This is a genomic window from Spirochaetota bacterium (assembly GCA_040756435.1).
GTDB lineage: Bacteria > Spirochaetota > UBA4802 > UBA4802 > UB4802 > UBA4802.
Map to the genome: position 1 here is coordinate 103,765 of JBFLZD010000001.1, position 18,359 is coordinate 122,123.

Consider the following 18,359-nt stretch of genomic DNA (forward strand, 5'->3'; position numbering starts at 1 on the left):
TATACAAAGCTATTTAATTTCATCGATAGTTAACGGGTATTGTGATAAAGGTTCACAATAACCCTTATGAATTACAATTGGATTTTCATATCTGAATCCAATGTTATCCTGTGGGCATGCATATTGCAAAGCACAGATTATTAATTCGTTTTCCTGATATACATGGTCAGGATTGGTCCAGAATGGGAAAGGCCCGTCATTTAATCCTATACGCCATTCATCACCCATCATCCCTATCCCATGTTCAAATCCAGGCACCATGTAATCAGCAAAGCCTTGCTCCTCTGCAAAAGCCATCATCTGTTCAGCTAATAGAGAAGGAGTTATTCCAGCTTTATAAGTTTTCAGTGTAAGGTTGACAATATCAAGAAAATTCTGTGCATGCCAGCGTTGCCGGTCAGTAACAGGTTCTATCAGATAATTATGTGAATGATCCCCCAATCCTAACATAAACATTGCATGAATATCTACCATAAGAGGTTCCCCAGCAGCAATTTTTTTCCTTGTTGCAGGTGTGCAGGCCCCACCAGCAAGCCCTGTTCTATATCCTGATGCTATCTCATTTCCACCGGTATAACTCCATTCCCATTCGCTACCTTCTTTACGCATGGCATACGCTGCAAGGCCAGCTATCTCAGTTTCAGTCATGCCTTTCCACCCACCGTTGCTGATAGCTTCATATACTGCTTTATGTCCTACATCAACTATACGGGATGCTTCCCGAAACCTGTTTATTGTTCCCTCATCTTTTATCATTGATAGTTTATCAATTATAGTATACGCATTGACCAGTTCAACATCTGGTAGGGCATCCCTGAATCGTTCATATTCATAATGTGTCAGGTTTCCCTCAGGCAAATAATTAGACATGCCACTTTCTATCCCAACTCTTCCCTTTTTGTTTTTTAAAAGGTCTTTGATATAATCAGCAATAAGCTCAATCTGATCCTGACCACCCATTGGTGCAAAACCAAATACATGATCTTCATCTAACCATGTCTCGTCAGCTACTCTTGCTGCATCAATAACAAAGGTAAACGCAGCTGGCATCCCTTCGTTAGGAATAACAACAAAACTTCTCCATGGGCAAAACGCATCTAAAGTCCAGGATAATGTTCGTAACCGGGAACCTAGATAAACATCAATATGTTCCTTTGCCATTTCCTGTTGGATAGCCTTGACTCTGCCAGGAAAGTCAATATAATAGGGCCCTTTATTTTCTAATCGTGATGTCATAGTGTATACCTCATAGTGTTATAATGTAGTGTGGTTAGTTAATATTGTGCAGGTATTTGTGATAATACTTTATTTAACCTGTCCGCTATAGCTGCTAATTTTAATGCTTTTACCATATTCCCTTTTAATTTTAATTTTCCTGTCATAAGAGCTTTTTGTGAACCTAACTCGGCTCTGGAAATCATGGCAAAAACCTGATAGTCACCGGATATGCGGAACTCAGCATCAGGTGGTTCACCCTCACCAAGGGCTAATGTGTCAAGCTTGCCATCAACAAATTTGAAAAAAAGATATTTGTTTTTACCATCAGGGCAGTCTAAATAAATATTGGACATTGATGATGTGATAAAATTCATCTTTTCTGGTGTGAGTTCACTTTTCAGGCGACGTTCAGCTTCATCACGCCATTCCTTTGTTAAATACATTAATTCCTGGGGCATAAGACACCTCCTAAAAATAAAAAAATAGTATTGAATTATTGTTTAAACAAACCCTGAGTAATCAGTTCCAGTGTTTGCTCAAACATTGAACGCACATATTTTTCCTCACTCCGTATGTACATGCGGATAATAAACATCTTATAAATAGAAAAAATTGCCTTTGACATCGATGATATATCCACAGGTCTAAAAAGACCTTTTTCAATTCCCTCTTTTAAGATATTTTTTATCATGGTAACTGAATTATTATTAATACGTTCATAGGGGTCTTTATTAGTAAACATGGGGAATATATCAGGGTCATGTATTAGGATATTGCGAAATTCAGCATCCATGGATAAATACTCTACTGCTTTTTGGCACATAATAATAAATTTATCTCTGGGATCATGTTCATTTTGAATTGCCTGACGTACATAATTTTGCCAGCGCAATAGAGCAAATTCAACTGTCTTGTGGTACAGGTCCTTTTTATCTTTAACATATAAATACAGGTTACCTTTTGTCATGTTGAGCTCTCTGGCTATATCTTCGACGGTGGTTTTTTTATACCCATATCTGGAAAAAACCTGAAGAGCAGCGGCATATATTTTTTCAGTGTTTTCTTTCTTTCTCATAACATAACTAAATAAATGAACAATATGTTAATATGTTCATTTATAATTTATACCTGAATATGTCAATGATAAAATTAATAAGTAAATAAAAAAAGTATCCAATTAAAAGTTGTTTGTGATTAAAAAGTTAAAGATTGAATATTCATACATACATCAGTGTTTAGAAAAATTACATTTTATTTTCATAGTAGCCAGCTGGGAAAATAACAAAAAATAATATAACTAATATTAAAAATGTTGACTATAAAAATATGTCTATAACATAGTGCTATATATGTATTATTGTATGATAAGGATATGAGGAATTTATGAAAACATTTTTTTATCCCAAAAGTATGGTTGTTGTAGGTGTTTCTCTGACAAAGATTAATTTAGGTAAGATTATACTTCTTAACAATCTCCAGCAAGCGTATACAGGAAAGCTGTATGGTGTAAGTACACAGGAAGGCCAGATTGAAGGAATACCAGTATATAAAGATATCCTTGATTTGCCTGAAACACCTGATGTTGCCATTATCATTACGCCAGCAAAAACAGTTCCTGAACAGCTGGAAAAATGTGGCAAAAAAGGGATACAGCATGTGGTCATAGAATCGGGTGGCTTCAGTGAATATTCACAAGCAGAGCAATCATTGGAACAACAGGTTCTTGCGATAGCCAACAGGTATGGGATAAAAATTATTGGTCCTAATTGTATTGGTACCATCAACTTTGAAGAACGGATGTTCATGCCGTTTGCATTTTTCCGTAAAGAATTAGTTGCAGGTGAAGTTTCAATGATTTCCCAGAGTGGTGGTGTTGGTAATACCTATCTGCATGCATTGCCTGAAAATCACATATTTATCAATAAATTTGTAAGCATTGGCAATAAACTCATGCTGGATGAGGTGGATTTTCTCAATTATTTTGTCAATGATGATGAAGCAACCAGAATTATTATATGCTACTTAGAAGGATTTAACCGGGGAAGGGAATTTTTTGATATAGCTCGTGCATCAGAAAAACCAATTATAGTACACAAATCAAACAGATCTCCAATTAGTGCAAAGATTGCTCAATCACATACAACAGCACTGTCAGCAAGCGATGCTGTTGTTGATGCTGCATTTGCGCAGGCAGGCGTCATACGTGCTGAAGATGAAGAGGAGGTTATTCTGGCTGTGAAAGCAATGCAGCTTCCACCCATGAAAGGAAGGAATGTGGCAGTATTGTCACGTTCAGGTGGGCATGCAGTTATTTCCGCTGATGCATGTTCCAAGTATAATTTTAATCTTATTACGTTCCCTGAAAGCTATATTGATACAATCCGCAGCCTCTACAAAACACGAGTCATTTCACATCAAAATCCACTGGATTTAGGTGAGATATTTGATTATACAATATTTGGCAAAATTGTTGAAGAGACCATTAAATTAGATGAGGTTGATGGCATTTTATTTAATCATCTATACCAGTCTGAATATGAAGCTGGCATGTCACGCACATTCCTTGATACAGTAGAACGACTGGTGCGTGTATATAACAAACCAGTCATGGTGGCAATGATTTCTGATGCTAAAGAAATGCTTGATATTAATATGAACCATCCAATGCCAATTTTTAATACACCATACAGCGCTGCACATGCACTTGCTATATCTGCTGATTACTATCAAAAAAAGGCAATGCGCAATAACAGAGGCATCGTTGACACTACCATAATGAAAGCAGTTAAAACTCACATCCCATATTTTGATACAATAGGAAAGGAAAACAGGGACCCACTTTTACATGAATCCATACAATTTTGTAGGTCTATTGGGGTACCGATAGTTAATGGAATATTGATCCAATCAGCAGAGGAAATTGAAAAAACAGAATTTCAATTCCCGATCGCTGCCAAGATAGTATCGCCGGATGCCATTCATAAAACTGAGGTTGAAGGTGTTAAACTTAACATTCAAACCAAAGACCAACTCAAAGATGTTTTTGAAGAAATGAAAAAATCATTATACGATTATAATCCCAATGCAGTGTTTTCTGGTGTGTATGTGCACACCATGGCACCGGGTGGAACAGAATTTTTTGTAGGAGCTAAAAAAGATCCAGTTTTTGGGCCGATAGTTGTTGCTGGATTGGGAGGTATTTATATTGAGCTATTCAAGGATGTATCTATTCGACTTGCTCCTGTTACAAGGGTAGAAGCATTGGAGATGATACAGGAGTTGAAAGCAGCACGGTTGTTTGAAGGGTTCAGAGGTAAGGAGCCACTTGACGCCCATGCATTCAGTGATGTCATCGTGACACTGAGTCAAGCAATAGCTTCAATTGAAGAAATTTTAGATATTGAATGCAATCCCGTTATGGTGTATTCACATGGGTGTATGGCTGTTGATGCGCGAATCTTTTTGCAAAAGCAGAAAGTTGCATCACCAACATCATTGTAGAATAATCGTAACCGAGAATAGAATAAACCCGCCTTAACAATACTAAAGGGCGGGTTTTTTATTTTGTTACAATTTTTTTGATACCGTAAATACGCTTGAAGAGATAGTTATTACCAAATATAATTTTGGAATGACATGCATAAAATCAACGTTTCAAAATATGTATTCTATACACTAATTATTCCTAAATGTGGAAATTTGAATAAAATGTAAAATAGTGTACACCGGGGGTGTCCCAAAAGACACCTTATTGCAATTACTTTGCCTTCCTGTCATTGCGAGGAACGAAGTGACGAAGCAATCTTATCTTGTGCGGCATTGAGATTGCTTCGCTACGCTCGCAATGACATTTCATCCGCGTCATTGCTATCCACACGGTTTGTTTTGACACGGCTCCGGTGTGCACTATATTCAGTATGAAATTTTTTAAGGAATTATTGCTGTATTCTATACAGGATTTCAAAAAAAATACCTATAGAATAATAAAATTACAGGTATACAATAAAAAAAGATTGATTTTAATTTCAGGCATAATAATATCGTTATCGATATATTGTCGAGTACATATCGCTATTCATCCTGATGAAAGGATATTATTACCTGTGGGGAGGAAACAGCATGGAATACACAGTTGAAAAGTTACCGTTATGGAAAAAGATCATCTATGCTTTAGGGCAGTTAGGATGGTCATTAGCTTCATTCAGTGTTGGTAATTTATTAATATATTTTTATCTGCCACCAGAGTCAGCTGATAAAGCAATATTTCCGGCATATATCTACCAGGGGTATGTGATTGGAGTGCTAACGATTATTGGACTAATCTACGCCTTTGGAAGGCTGTGGGATGCTATAACCGATCCAATAATTGCAACAATGTCTGATAGGTCACGTTCACCATTTGGACGAAGACGAAAATTTTTAGCCATTGGCGCATTCCCCTTTGCAATACTGGGAATGTTAGCGTTTATGCCACCGGTGAATGCTCTGTCACCATGGAATGCTGTATGGCTTTTTATAGTTGTAACGCTATTTTACTGGTTTATGACTATGTATGTAACGCCATTTTTTGCCTGGCTTTCTGAATTGGGACACAATCCCAAAGAACGGTTGTTTTTAAGTACGTTGATTTCAATAACCTGGGCTATAGGATTTGCCATTGGTTCGCAGGCAGTTGCATTACAGTCATTATTTGAACAAAGCTATGGCTACAGTTCAACAAAAGCATTTCAGGTTGTGATGATACTATTCAGTGGCGTATCACTGGTGTTGATGTATTTGCCGGTTATTTTTATTGATGAACGGCGATATTGTGAGCCCAATGTTTCCAATGAGGGTACCTTTGAGGCAGTACGTTCAGCATTTAAGAATAAAAATTTCTTATATTTTACTATCTCAGATTTAGCGTACTGGGTTGCACTTACATTCATTACAACTGGTTTAGTGTACTATGTAACAGTGTTACTTGAGCTGGATAAGGCTGTGTATTCTCAATATATGATTATTTTGTTTGCATTGAGTTTTCTATTCTATGTTCCGGTAAACTTGATAGCACAGAAGATAGGGAAGAAAAAGCTACTGGTGTTTGCATTTGTGCTGTATTCATCGGTGTATGTGGTGGCATCCATGTTAGGATGGTTCCCAATTGATAAAAATGTACAGGGCTTGATCATCATTGTTATGACGTCTTTACCATTAGCTATTTTTGGAATTTTACCCAATGCTATCATTGCTGATATTGCTGAAGCGGATGGGATACAAACAGGCAATTTTAAAGCTGGGATTTTCTTTGGAGCACGTACCTTCATGTCAAAGATGGGTCAGATGATTGCTGCACTTTTATTCCCATCACTCATATTACTGGGAAAAACACCACAGAATGATATAGGTGTACGATTAACGTGTGCTGTGGCATTTGTATTCTGTATTGCCGGATTAATTCTTTTCTTAAAGTATGATGAAAAGAAGGTTCTTGAGATACTGGCAACAAAAGAAAAGGTGTAATTTGTAATTATTGAAATTTAAGACATTTTGCTTGGGCACTTTCTTTTGTTTCCGCCGGGACAAAAGAAAGTGCATAGCAATATAAAGGCATTTTTTAAAAAATTGCTTATGAGATGTAGAGTAAGCTAAAAGACGTACGCAAAAAAGGAAAGAATACAATAAATATACGGGTAAAAGACTCGCTATTTTTAACTGATGAAAATTCTCATTTTGTGGATAACAGTAAACTTGGCACAAGGTTAAAGGATAGCAATCCTGGTATGAGGTTTTACAAAAACAACTGAATGGCGCAATTCTTATTGGAACGTGCATTGCTTAACAGGAGATGATGCAATTAAGTATTTGACAAATAGTTTTGCCATTTACACAATACCATTTGCACTTTAGTATTGTGTGATGGAGTATGATAAAAATAAATGTATCACAATCCTATAACTCTTCTGCTGCTGAAGTTTTTGCAGCACTTGACCATATTAATAAACTGGCACGGGTGAAGGCTGATTTAAAGAACTATCGCATTGCTCGTGATGAGGAAGGATTGCAGCTTATTGATGTGGATGTGCGTTTTATTATTAAGCGCTACCCACTGCGGCTTAAGTACACTGCTGTTCCCTTTAAATACTGTGAGCTCAAAATGCTGAAAGGAGCTTTGAAGCAGTACGAATACAGGTATACCGTTATGGAAGATACTGTGTCTGCAACGGTTACTATTGAGTGTTCAATCAGGTTGCCGTTGAGATATTTTATTGTTGCACCGCTTCTTAGAGCTATACTAAAACGCAGAATCAAAAAAGAATTAACGTTGCTAGGAAAAATATTACACACTACACTATAACACATGACAAAACCACTTATCGTCCAGAGCGACAATACGCTACTACTTGAGGTAGATAATCCCCTGTATGAAGAGGTGAGGGATGCAATTTTGCCTTTTGCTGAGCTTGAAAAAAGCCCCGAGCATATCCACACCTACCGTATAACGCCGTTATCGTTGTGGAATGCAGCCTCAGCTGGCCTTAGTACAAAAGAAATCCTGGAGCGTATTGAGCGATACTCGCGCTATTCTGTTCCTGCAATAGTTATCACCACCATCAAAGAGCAGATGGATCGCTATGGTTTGCTTACCCTGATAAAGCGTGGTGATACCCTCATCCTGCAATCTGATGATGTGCATATTATACGGGAGATAGCTACCCATAAACAGATTCAGAAATTTATTGAAGGGCAGCTTTCTGAGTATGAAATACGCGTAAAGCCTCACAATCGCGGGCATATAAAACAGGCGTTAATAAAGATTGGATTTCCCGTTGAAGATAAAGCGGGATACGTTGATGGTGATCCCTGCCCATTTGAGTTGCGAACTGTTACAGCCAGTGGCATGCCGTTTGAGATTCGTGATTATCAGAAGAATGCAATTGATAGTTTCTATCGCTCAGGAAGTGAAGAGGGTGGAAGCGGTGTGGTTGTGCTGCCCTGTGGTGCAGGCAAAACTATCGTTGGTATTGGCATTATGCACCGGTATCAAACAAAGACGCTCATCTGTGTTACCAACACCGTTGCGCTTCGCCAGTGGATTGATGAGCTATTGGATAAAACTACATTGACTAAAGATATGATTGCTGAGTATTCCGGTGATAGCAAAGACATTAAACCGGTAACTATCGCCACCTATAATATTTTGACATACCGCCGTAAAAAAGAAGATGAATTCAAGCATTTTGGCCTGTTTACACAGAATAACTGGGGCTTAATCATTTACGATGAAGTGCACCTTTTGCCAGCCCCCGTATTTAGAATGACTGCCGAGATACAGTCAAAGCGCCGTTTGGGGCTTACTGCCACACTGGTGCGTGAGGATGGACTGGAAACAGACGTGTTTAGCCTCATTGGGCCAAAAAAATTTGATATGCCCTGGAAGATGCTTGAAGAATGTAGGTGGATTGCAAAGGCTATCTGTACCGAGGTGCGTATTGAATTGCCCGAAAGCTTGCGCTATCAGTATACGGTTGCCGGCGATAGGCAAAAGTTTAGAATTGCTTCGGAGAATGAAAAAAAACTGCATTATGTGGAGCAATTATTAAAGGCTCACCCCAATGACCGTGTTCTTATCATTGGGCAATATATTGACCAGTTAGAAAAGATTCAGGAGCGTTTTTCATTTCCGCTTATTACCGGAAGCACTCCCATAAAAGAACGCGAGGAACTGTATAAACAATTTAAACAGGGTGCCATTACACGGCTTATTGTTTCAAAGGTTGCAAATTTTTCTATAGATCTTCCTGATGCCAATGTTGCCATTCAGGTTTCCGGTACGTTTGGTTCACGCCAGGAAGAGGCACAGCGTTTGGGGCGCATCCTTCGTCCAAAGCCGGGGGACAACACGGCGTATTTTTATTCGCTCATAACGGCACACACCGTTGAGGAAAATTTTGCGCACAACCGCCAGCTTTTCTTAACAGAGCAGGGGTATACCTACATCATCATGAATGAAAGCATGTTCCATGAAAAGTTTAGTTCTTAGTCTTTGTGCATTGGTTACTTCACTTTCCTATGCCTGGCAGCCGCTTCTTTATCAGGGCACAAATGGGAAATTATACTATAAGGGAAAACCATATCATCAGGGACTGCCTGATACAATAAGCATAAAAGACATTCAGTATGTGGGGAATACATTCTACTGTTCTACACGTGAGCACGGTTTATTTAAACGTACCGTGGGCGATAGTTCCTGGCATAGTATCACTCCCCATGACGCTCACGTGCGGACAATAAACGGGTTGCTTCCCACCTACCGCAGTATATCAGCTTTTTGTGTTGATGGCTCTGACCCCACAATCCTTTATGTTGCCACCAAGTATTCGCTGTATTGCTCAAAGGACAGCGGTACAAGCTGGCAAAGTGTTGCATTGACCGGCCTTCCTGCCAATGCATGTATTACGGCACTCTATGCTTTTGGTAGCACGCTTATGGTGGGGACATCTTGGAATGGGGTGTATCGATATACAGATAACAGGTTTACCAATGTAAGCAATGGCCTTCCCCAAAGACAGTATTCTGACAGCATTGTGTTTATTGAAGAGGTATACAGAGTTTCACCTGAAGTTTGCATAACAACATATACAAACCAGGTGTTTGCGTATAACGGAAAGGAATGGAAAAAACGATTACGTGGACATATTGGCAACCTATGGGGTGGTAGTATTGATGGCAGTGTGGTTGTGATGGACAACGATGCAGTAGTGACAATTACAGGGCAAAAGGAATATTATCAGGAACTATTGCCCATACAGGCTCACTGTGCTTTGCTTACCGATGGCACACACTGTTTATTTGTAAAGGCGATTGAACAAAAAAAGGATACAATACGCGGGTTGTATGCGGGAGTTCCTTCATCGTGGAAAATGGTTAAGGAGCTTGTTGCCGTTGCAAAAAAAACAGGTTATAATGCACTGGTGTTTGACATTAAAGATGATTATGGTAATGTGTATGTAAGTGAACCAACTGCTGCATCCATTGGGGCATTGCGTAAAGGATTGCCGCCAGAAGAGGTGTGTGCATATGTACACAAACACAATGTGAAGGCAATTGCACGCATGGTGGTATTTAAGGATCAGCGATTGTTTCAAGCGTTTGATACAAAATATGCAATTAAGGATGGTGCTACAAAGAAAGCGTGGCGCGGCAATCCAAAGGAGTACTGGGTTGATCCATATTCGGAGTTTGTACACAGCTACAATATTGCAATTGCTAAAGAAGCACAAAAGGCTGGCTTTGATGAAGTACAGTTTGATTATATTCGCTTCCCTACCGATGGACCTGTGCATCGCTGTATGTTTACGTTTAAGCCCACCAATGGTATCTACAAATATGAGGCCATTGCGGCGTATCTGCGCAGTGCGAAGCAGGCGTTGCATGTGCCAATAAGCGTGGATGTGTATGGCTTTACAGTATGGTATGAATTTGGGCAATGGTTAGGGCAGGATATTGAGGCCATGGCCTCTATAGTGGATGTGCTGTGTCCTATGGTATATCCTTCGCATTATGGGAGGAAATTTTTTGACGGAAGCATAGATCCCGGGGATTATTATGCAATAGTTACCGAAAGCAATCGCAGGGCATTAATCAAATCACAGGCTTATGTGCGCCCGTACCTGCAGGCATTCAAGATGCTTTCGCCAGGATGGGGGTATGACTATATACAGAAACAGATTCAGGCTTGCAGCGATGTAGGTGTACATGGTTACATACTATGGAATGCAGGCAGGGATTATGGGGTATTAAAAAAAATTCAATGATGTGAAATACTGGAAATAAAAAAGATTTTATTTATCTCTTACAGGGGATAAAGCCTTTTTATATATATCTATTTTTCTTAATTTTTTGCACTTTTTTGCCGATAATGCCTACATGAGAATCTCTGATGGATTATCAATTATTTCATTGCCACAAACGTCAGCAAAACCTGCACGCACGATGATGGTATGGCCGGTGTATGACGATTCTCGCATCACACCGGTAAAAGGTGTTGCACGCAGGTTAGAGAATAACATCCAGTACATAAAGCCCACTCCCGATGAGCATGCACGGTTGCTATCGCATATACAAGATAACCCTGAGCCCCTGTATACCCGCACCGCTTATATACAAAAAAGTATATCTATTGCCATTCCCGGCACGTTTTTTGACGCAATTGCATAAAAACTGCAATTGTGTTGTTATAGTTTAAACTGGAATGGAATAATTTTGTTATATAAAAAATAATCTGAAAGTGTATTTTTTATAAATCCAATAATGAGGAATGTATAAGGCTACTATATTCATTCACATTAGGGTATTGAGGTTAAAAGGGATAAACTAAATCCATGGAAACGGATACATCTGTATCTGGAGTTTAGAGAATATGAGTATCTGCTTGATGTACGAAAGCTGTGGAAGATGCGTGTTGCCAGAGCTATTACATTTGATAACAAAAAAATATAATAAAAAAAGCTTGATTATTCATTACAACTATGTCATTAGGTAGCTGTTAGGATATTTGCTCTTTGTGTAAGGTCTAAAACAAAGATGTACAAAAAATTAAACTATTATAAGGAGGTTTTGCGATGTTTAAAAAATTAGCGTTGTGTATCCTGATGGCAGCGGTGGCATGTATGACTACAGGTTTACAGGCACAGGAGATGACCGATGACGTAGCGTTTTTACGGGTAGGGTATCAGTGGAATACGATAAAATATGATGATCCCAACGCAGATGATTCCAAACTTAATGGTATGGCAGTTGAGGGTGAGTATAACCTTAACCTTGGTGGTATGCTTTTGGGATTTGCTTTAGAATATGCATATCTTTCAGATAAAGATAATAAAGCCTATGATTTTGGCTTTTTAACTCCCATGGTAACAGTTAAATTTTTAGCTCCTGGTGGATTCTACATTGGTCCTGGCGTTTCATTACGGTATTTGATGAGTTCATATTTACCAAAAAGTGAAACAGAACCTGATAGTGAGGTTGACCTGTGGGTAAATGGTGTGGCAGGTTTTATGACACCTATTGCAGAAGGCATCTATTTTGATGTTGAGGCGCGCTTTGGCTGGAACCTGACAAAAAACCAGTTTGCTGAAACTGGCTATGAAATTGACAAAAACTATAACATGGCACTCTATATTGGCGTTGGCACACGCACCCGTGCTACAGGAATATAAGTGTAATACATATAATATAATCACATGCAGGCAGGTTAAACCCTGCCTGTATTTTTTTCTTCTTCAATATCCTGAATAAAATTCTTTGCAATTATATCATGGGGATTTATAGTTAATATTTCTTCAAATAATGCTTTTGCCTGGTCATAATGCTTTTTGTTGTAGAATGAAAGTGCTTTTCTGAACATAAGAGCAGTGGATGTAAATAATTCAAGCGATTCCTGAGGATAGAGTGATAAGACCTCATAAATTTTTGTGGGCTGTGATTTTCCTTTCACTATAACCTTGCTTATATACCTGAAATGGTAGCCAGGGATATCTTTTACCTGCTGATATACATCACCGGATACAAGGATGGTGGTGTGAAAATGCTTGGTTAAGCTTTCAATGCGGCTTGAAAGGTTTACGGTGTCGGATATAACTGTACTTTCTATGCGCATGGTTTCCCCAATAATACCAAGGATTGCACTGCCGGTATGGATGCCAATGCCAATGGATATGGGTTCAAGGCCAAAACGTACCCGCTCTTCATTGTACTGCTGTATGCGCTGTACCATTGCAATGGTTGCATCAATAGCATCCTTTGGCGATTGTGGAAACAGTGCCATGATGCCATCACCAATATATTTATCAATAAAACCGTTATGGCTGCGTATAATGGGGCCAATCCTGTTAAGATAAGAGTTTAAAAACTTGAAAGTTTCTTCAGGTGTCATGTTTTCAGACAGTGTGGTAAATGAGCGGATGTCAGCAAACAAAACAGTGATGTCTTTCAACGTTTGGTCACCAAGCTGTACATCAAGGATACTTTGCTTTTGCAAAAAGGCTAAAAACTCATGAGGCACAAACCGTTCAAGCGACTGATTAAGGTTGCTTAAATGTGTGGAAAGATGTTCCACCTGCAAAAATGAAAAAGAAAAAATGCGAGCAATGGCAATTGCCTGAGTAAAAATAAAGATAAATAAACCAATGGGAAGAACGTACAGGGTGGGTAGTATGTTTTGGGCATATAATATATCGTTTATTGCAGCAAGCATAAATAGCACAAACCCTGCTAAAAAATAATTGATATGAAGCCTCTTGCGCTTTGCTGCTATAATGAGGCACACCAGTACATACGTGAGGCCAGAGAGCACAGCAACCTGCATAAGCGGGACAAGCCTGTTAAAAAATGAAACCGGGGTGATGATAGCAAGCAAAGTTAAAATGATGAACACAGCATTAAAAAAACGTAAATGCTTCATTTTTATTTCTAATGGATAAACCTCATGGAAAAACATACCAAAGAAAAGCCCACCTAAATAAAACACGCCCAATTCCATTTTTATCTGCAATTCCCATGGGAATCCTGGAAACATATTTGATATTGTGGTGCTGCCGGTTGCTAAAATACGGGCGCATACCGTAAGGCAAAAAAGACCAAACCATAATGGCGCCCTATCTTTAGTACGAAATAAAAACAGGGCAATATTATATAAACCAATAATGAGAATTGCACCAAATAAAAAAAGGTCACGTATAATTTTAGTATTATAATGGGTCAGTATTGCGCTGGCTTTGCCAATCACTATGGGTTGCCACATACCGGCAGTGCGGTAATCACGATTGCTAATGTGCACCACACACATAGCCACTTTATCTTTAGGGGTAAAATAGATTGCCTGGTGCTTACATTCGTTTTCCATTTTTAAAAGGTCTTTAGAAACCTTTCCATTGCTGGCTACTTCAATACCATTGATATACAAACGATAGGCTGTCACCATGTGATCTAAATACATACCATAAATTGCATTATCAGGCAAAAGTATTTTGAGTGCATATGTAGCATAGCCTTTTGCTGGCAACTTTTTGCCGTCAAGCACATAGTCAGTCCAGTGCTGGGGCATCATAACGCTATCGGTTGGTTTTGGCGCTGTGCCCTTTTCAATAGCAACAGGGTCAACAAGCTCATTCCACCAGAAAAGCCAATGTGATTTTATTTTATAGGTTGTGGCATTATCAAAATTAAATGTTTGCATGTCATATACAGCTTCAACGCTGTACAATGGTACTATAAGTAAAAAAAAGGTGGCGATAGTTATCAGTAATAAAACCAATTGTTTCATATAATGTCCCTTGGTTTATAATAATGAAGCTAATAGAGAGTATACTGTGTGAGGTAAAATATTGCAATAGAAATATAGAGGCCGTATCAAAATAAACTGTGGGGCTCGCAATGACCAGGGTGCAATGTCATTGAGAGCGTAGCCCCTGTGCTGAGGTTGTTGAAGCGAAGCAATCTCAATGCCGCAGAAGATAAGATTGCTTCGTCACTTTGTTCCTCGCAATGATGCGGGTGCAAAGCTATTGCAAAGGGGGTGTCTTTTCGGACACCCCTATAAAATCAGTTATGTTTAAAAACCAATTTCGTAATTTACTGCAAAGAAGAACTGTGCATATCCTGCACCAGCAACAGCGTTTATATTTAATGGAAGTTTAATCTCGGTGGCTTGTACATCCATACGTAAACCAACTATCGTTGCAAGTCCTAAATCTTCAAATGCAAGTCCTCCAGCTAGTTCAAAGCCAAAACCAATATTCTGGTCAGCTGTTGTATCTATTTCAGTACCATCCTGCTTAAAGGTGCTTAGTGGTGCTTTGTACAGCCACAGCCCTGTTTGCAATGCCAGTGATACAGGGCCTAAGGGCAGTGTTGAAAAATCTCTTAATCCAACAATAAAGCCATTGCCAACCATTTCCTGCTTACCTAACCATGTGGTATCATTTGTACCATTGATGGTACGTTTATCTTCCTCTCTCATTGCTTTCCATATTCGCAAACCAACATAGACATGTGTGTACCCCATGTCACCTTCTTCGGTTAATGCTTTAATTCCTATGGTGCCATCCCATGTCCAGAAATGGCCAGAGCCTTCAGTCTTTATAGTGTTGCCCTGTTCTTCCCATTCTAAATCTTTTATTGTTACATAGTACAATTGTGAATGGATTGCAATAATGTTAAAATTTGCCATGAATCCAGCGTTAAAACTTTTTCCTGGGCCAACTCCTAATGTTGAACTTGAATCATTTGTAGTATTGAGTACCACACCATACATGGATGAGCCCGCCCCCACACCGCCGTTTAGAATCAAGCCAAAATCACCACTGTTAACCTGTGCCTGTGCAGGCATACCTATCAGTGCACATACAAGCAAAGACATAAGTAAAAAGATTGTACTTTTGTGCATATAACCCTCCAAAAATTTTTGCAATATATGTTAATTATACAATATAATAAAGAAAATGTGAAATAAAAAATATATATAAATCATTAATTATTCCTAACAGTGGAATTTTGAACAAAATATAAAATAGTGTACACCCCCGCCGTCTTCGGCGGCGGGGGTGTACACTATGTTCATTTTGAAATTTTTTAAGGAATTATTACTGTAGATAAATAATAATTTAATGAAATTTATTATCACCTTTTTTATGAATACCTTTACCGATTTATTTGAGATGAAATACTCTTGATACCTTAAAGCCGTTTTCAAACAAAGCCGGGACTCGTGCTCACGGAAAAGCAACCATGTCATTGCAAGGGACCAAGTGATGAGGTAATCCCTTTTTAACTGGGGGATTGCTTCACTTCGGATGCAATGACTCTATGGTAAAACTGTCATTGCAACTACCGATGTAATCGTGGTGTTGGGACCTCAGTTTGTCATCGCAGGCATCTGGGCTTCCCTTAGAAAACTTCGACGTGACAAGGTCATGTCTCCTAATGACGGAACGGCAAACACGTCATTGTGAGGCACGAAGTGCTGAAGCAATACCTTTTTCATAACAAGGTTGTGTACTTACAAATTCAGAGTTTGCAATGACGTTTTGCAATGACACATTCGCAAAGAACTTATTGCCGCCTTTCATCCTGCATATGTATTACATACTCTTCTAAAGTTATTTATGCAAGATTTTGGAAGGGGGTATTTATACGCTCAATATCTTGATTTGGAGCCACTTTAAATAGCAGTATGCATCATATCTTTCCACAGCATGCTACATACTCGTGTAATTTCCTAACTATTATCCAAAAGCATAAATCTAAGCATATGATGCATCCTGGACGTTGGTTTCACGTTAATTTCACATACTTTTTCAAACTATATACAATTAGTAGTTGAAATTTGTTTTAATAATAATATTGTTGTGTCATATATACTTTGGAGGAAATTTATGAATATAGAAACGACTACCTGTATTGCCTATGAACACTTAGAGCTTTTACAAGAAAATGCCGCTATCCGTAAACTATCGCTTCATACGTTTGTTATCAATTTCATAAACTATGTGCTGTCCTATAAACGAATTCCGATTAAAAGCTATGCACGATTACAGTATAGGAAGCGGTATCAAACCTGGAAGCGGGTACATCTGTATTTGTATGAGAATGAGTATGAGTTTGTGATGGATGTGAGGAAAATATGCAAGATGTCACTGGCTAAGATTATAGCGTATTGTGTTGAGAATTATCTGTATGATTATCTTGCAGCATTAGACAGTGATGAAAATACCGATAACTATCGTTTTAGTGGCTACACATTTTCATTTTACTTAGAAGAAGGCATACCTTGCTGCCAATTTTACTGGGGACCACCGCCGGAATTGGTGAAACTTGCCACTCAATAGCAGTCAAAACTAAATGTAATGAGCTAAAATATAACATAAGTATACTTATAGGTGTATAAGTCCTATTTGAATACTGCCTCTTGCAAAATGCCTTAACTACAATATATATAACTATTTCAGTGTAAAGATAGGATTATTTTGGCGTGTACAAAACATTTAATGTATCACATTCCAATCCCCACAACGTGAATTAAACATAACAGTGTAATTTATGGTTGATAAAAAATTGAGTATTCAATACTATAGTACTTAAATATCTTAAAAGAGGTAGAGGATATGGATTATAAATATTATTTAATTGAAAAAAAGCCGCCAATTGCCTGGGTATATTTAAACAGACCCGAAAAAAAGAATGCAATGAACCCGCCTGCATGGTGGGAAGCTCCTTCAGTGTTTAAGGAATTGGATGCTGATGATGAAATCAGGGTAATTATACTCGCTGGCAAAGGCCCTTCATTTACTGTCGGCATTGACTTAATTGAAATGGCGGGCGAAATTAAAGAACTTGCGGATCCTGCACAAAAAGGTGGGATAAAACGTAGTTTACTACAGAAGATTTATAAAATGCAGGATACCATGACTTGCATTGAAAAATGTCGCAAGCCTGTTATAGCTGCTGTTCATGGATATTGTGTTGGTGCTGGATTGGATATGATTTCGGCATGTGATATTCGCTTGGCAACTGCCGATGCACAATTTAGCCTGCGTGAGGCTGCCGTTGGATTTGTTGCGGACGTTGGTGTATTGCAGCGACTTCCACATATAGTGGGGCAGGGTATTACCCGTGAACTTGCCTACACCGCAAAATACATCACAGCCCAGCGCGCTAAGGAAATACTTCTTGTTAATGAAGTGTATCCTGATCAGAAAGCATTATATGAAGGTGCTGAAAAAATGGCAATGGAGATAGCCGAAAATTCACCATTGGCTGTGCAGGCTTCCAAGGATGTATTGAACTTTGGTATTGGTAAAACTATAGATGATGCACTCAAATATGTTGCATCGATGAGTGCTAATATCATTCCATCTGATGATTTATTTGAAGCATTCACTGCATTTGCACAGAAGCGAAAACCAAAGTTTACAGGCAAATAATACAAAAGGGCCGTCTCAAAACAAACTATGGGACGGCCTTTTTTTTATTTTTGAATCATATAATAATTTTACCCAGCTATAATAATGTCACCCCTCCGGGGGTTTGGTTATATGCGGTCACCTCGATACACTGCTATGCGTGCATTATTTATTGTCTTTCTGAGCGAAGAATCTCAA

General features: G+C 38.6%; 14 protein-coding genes. 9 read left to right on the top strand and 5 right to left on the bottom strand.

Going from position 1 to position 18,359, the window contains the following annotated elements:
• Positions 1–9: 9 nt before the first annotated feature.
• The 3 genes from AB1444_00540 to AB1444_00550 are packed head-to-tail and all read right to left on the bottom strand — an operon-like array spanning position 10 to position 2,293.
• Positions 10–1,236 carry a M24 family metallopeptidase gene (locus tag AB1444_00540; GenBank protein MEW6525135.1) on the bottom strand — a complete coding sequence of 409 codons (1,227 nt, stop codon included), beginning with the start codon at positions 1,234–1,236 and terminating at the stop codon, positions 10–12.
• Positions 1,237–1,274: 38 nt separating this feature from the next.
• Positions 1,275–1,676: an SCP2 sterol-binding domain-containing protein gene (locus tag AB1444_00545; GenBank protein MEW6525136.1), complete on the bottom strand. Its 402-nt coding sequence runs from the start codon at positions 1,674–1,676 to the stop codon at positions 1,275–1,277.
• A gap of 35 nt (positions 1,677–1,711) precedes the next feature.
• Positions 1,712–2,293, bottom strand: a complete 582-nt coding sequence (locus tag AB1444_00550; GenBank protein ID MEW6525137.1) for a TetR/AcrR family transcriptional regulator — start codon at positions 2,291–2,293, stop codon at positions 1,712–1,714.
• Between the two features lie 308 nt (positions 2,294–2,601).
• Here AB1444_00550 and AB1444_00555 point away from each other — a divergent pair, with 308 nt between their 5' ends.
• From AB1444_00555 to AB1444_00585, 7 genes are all read left to right on the top strand, one after another.
• Positions 2,602–4,719 (top strand): acetate--CoA ligase family protein, encoded by a 2,118-nt coding sequence (locus AB1444_00555; GenBank protein ID MEW6525138.1) that lies wholly within the window; start codon positions 2,602–2,604, stop codon positions 4,717–4,719.
• A gap of 618 nt (positions 4,720–5,337) precedes the next feature.
• The gene (locus AB1444_00560) at positions 5,338–6,720 is read left to right on the top strand and encodes an MFS transporter (GenBank protein ID MEW6525139.1); all 1,383 of its coding nucleotides are present in this window, start codon (positions 5,338–5,340) and stop codon (positions 6,718–6,720) included.
• 403 nt (positions 6,721–7,123) lie between these two features.
• Positions 7,124–7,555, top strand: coding sequence for a hypothetical protein (locus AB1444_00565; protein MEW6525140.1), 432 nt, complete (start codon positions 7,124–7,126; stop codon positions 7,553–7,555).
• Positions 7,556–7,558: 3 nt separating this feature from the next.
• A complete protein-coding gene (locus AB1444_00570; protein ID MEW6525141.1) occupies positions 7,559–9,241 on the top strand; it encodes a DNA repair helicase XPB in 1,683 nt (560 codons plus the stop codon).
• Positions 9,222–11,015: a putative glycoside hydrolase gene (locus AB1444_00575; protein MEW6525142.1), complete on the top strand. Its 1,794-nt coding sequence runs from the start codon at positions 9,222–9,224 to the stop codon at positions 11,013–11,015. Before AB1444_00570 ends, AB1444_00575 begins: the two co-directional genes overlap by 20 nt.
• 112 nt (positions 11,016–11,127) lie before the next feature.
• The gene (locus tag AB1444_00580; protein ID MEW6525143.1) at positions 11,128–11,418 is read left to right on the top strand and encodes a hypothetical protein; all 291 of its coding nucleotides are present in this window, start codon (positions 11,128–11,130) and stop codon (positions 11,416–11,418) included.
• A 404-nt stretch (positions 11,419–11,822) separates the two neighbouring features.
• Complete coding sequence (locus tag AB1444_00585; protein ID MEW6525144.1) at positions 11,823–12,419, top strand: outer membrane beta-barrel protein; 597 nt, start codon at positions 11,823–11,825, stop codon at positions 12,417–12,419.
• A 35-nt stretch (positions 12,420–12,454) separates the two neighbouring features.
• On the opposite strand, the gene AB1444_00590 is transcribed toward AB1444_00585, so the two are convergent.
• Both AB1444_00590 and AB1444_00595 read right to left on the bottom strand, forming a co-directional pair.
• Positions 12,455–14,524, bottom strand: a complete 2,070-nt coding sequence (locus tag AB1444_00590; protein MEW6525145.1) for a 7TM diverse intracellular signaling domain-containing protein — start codon at positions 14,522–14,524, stop codon at positions 12,455–12,457.
• A gap of 288 nt (positions 14,525–14,812) precedes the next feature.
• Positions 14,813–15,646, bottom strand: a complete 834-nt coding sequence (locus tag AB1444_00595) for a hypothetical protein (protein ID MEW6525146.1) — start codon at positions 15,644–15,646, stop codon at positions 14,813–14,815.
• A gap of 988 nt (positions 15,647–16,634) precedes the next feature.
• Between AB1444_00595 and AB1444_00600 the strand changes: the two genes are divergently transcribed.
• Together AB1444_00600 and AB1444_00605 are read left to right on the top strand one after the other, a co-directional pair.
• Positions 16,635–17,087 (top strand): hypothetical protein, encoded by a 453-nt coding sequence (locus tag AB1444_00600; protein ID MEW6525147.1) that lies wholly within the window; start codon positions 16,635–16,637, stop codon positions 17,085–17,087.
• 276 nt (positions 17,088–17,363) lie between these two features.
• Positions 17,364–18,182: a crotonase/enoyl-CoA hydratase family protein gene (locus tag AB1444_00605; GenBank protein MEW6525148.1), complete on the top strand. Its 819-nt coding sequence runs from the start codon at positions 17,364–17,366 to the stop codon at positions 18,180–18,182.
• Positions 18,183–18,359: the final 177 nt, after the last annotated feature.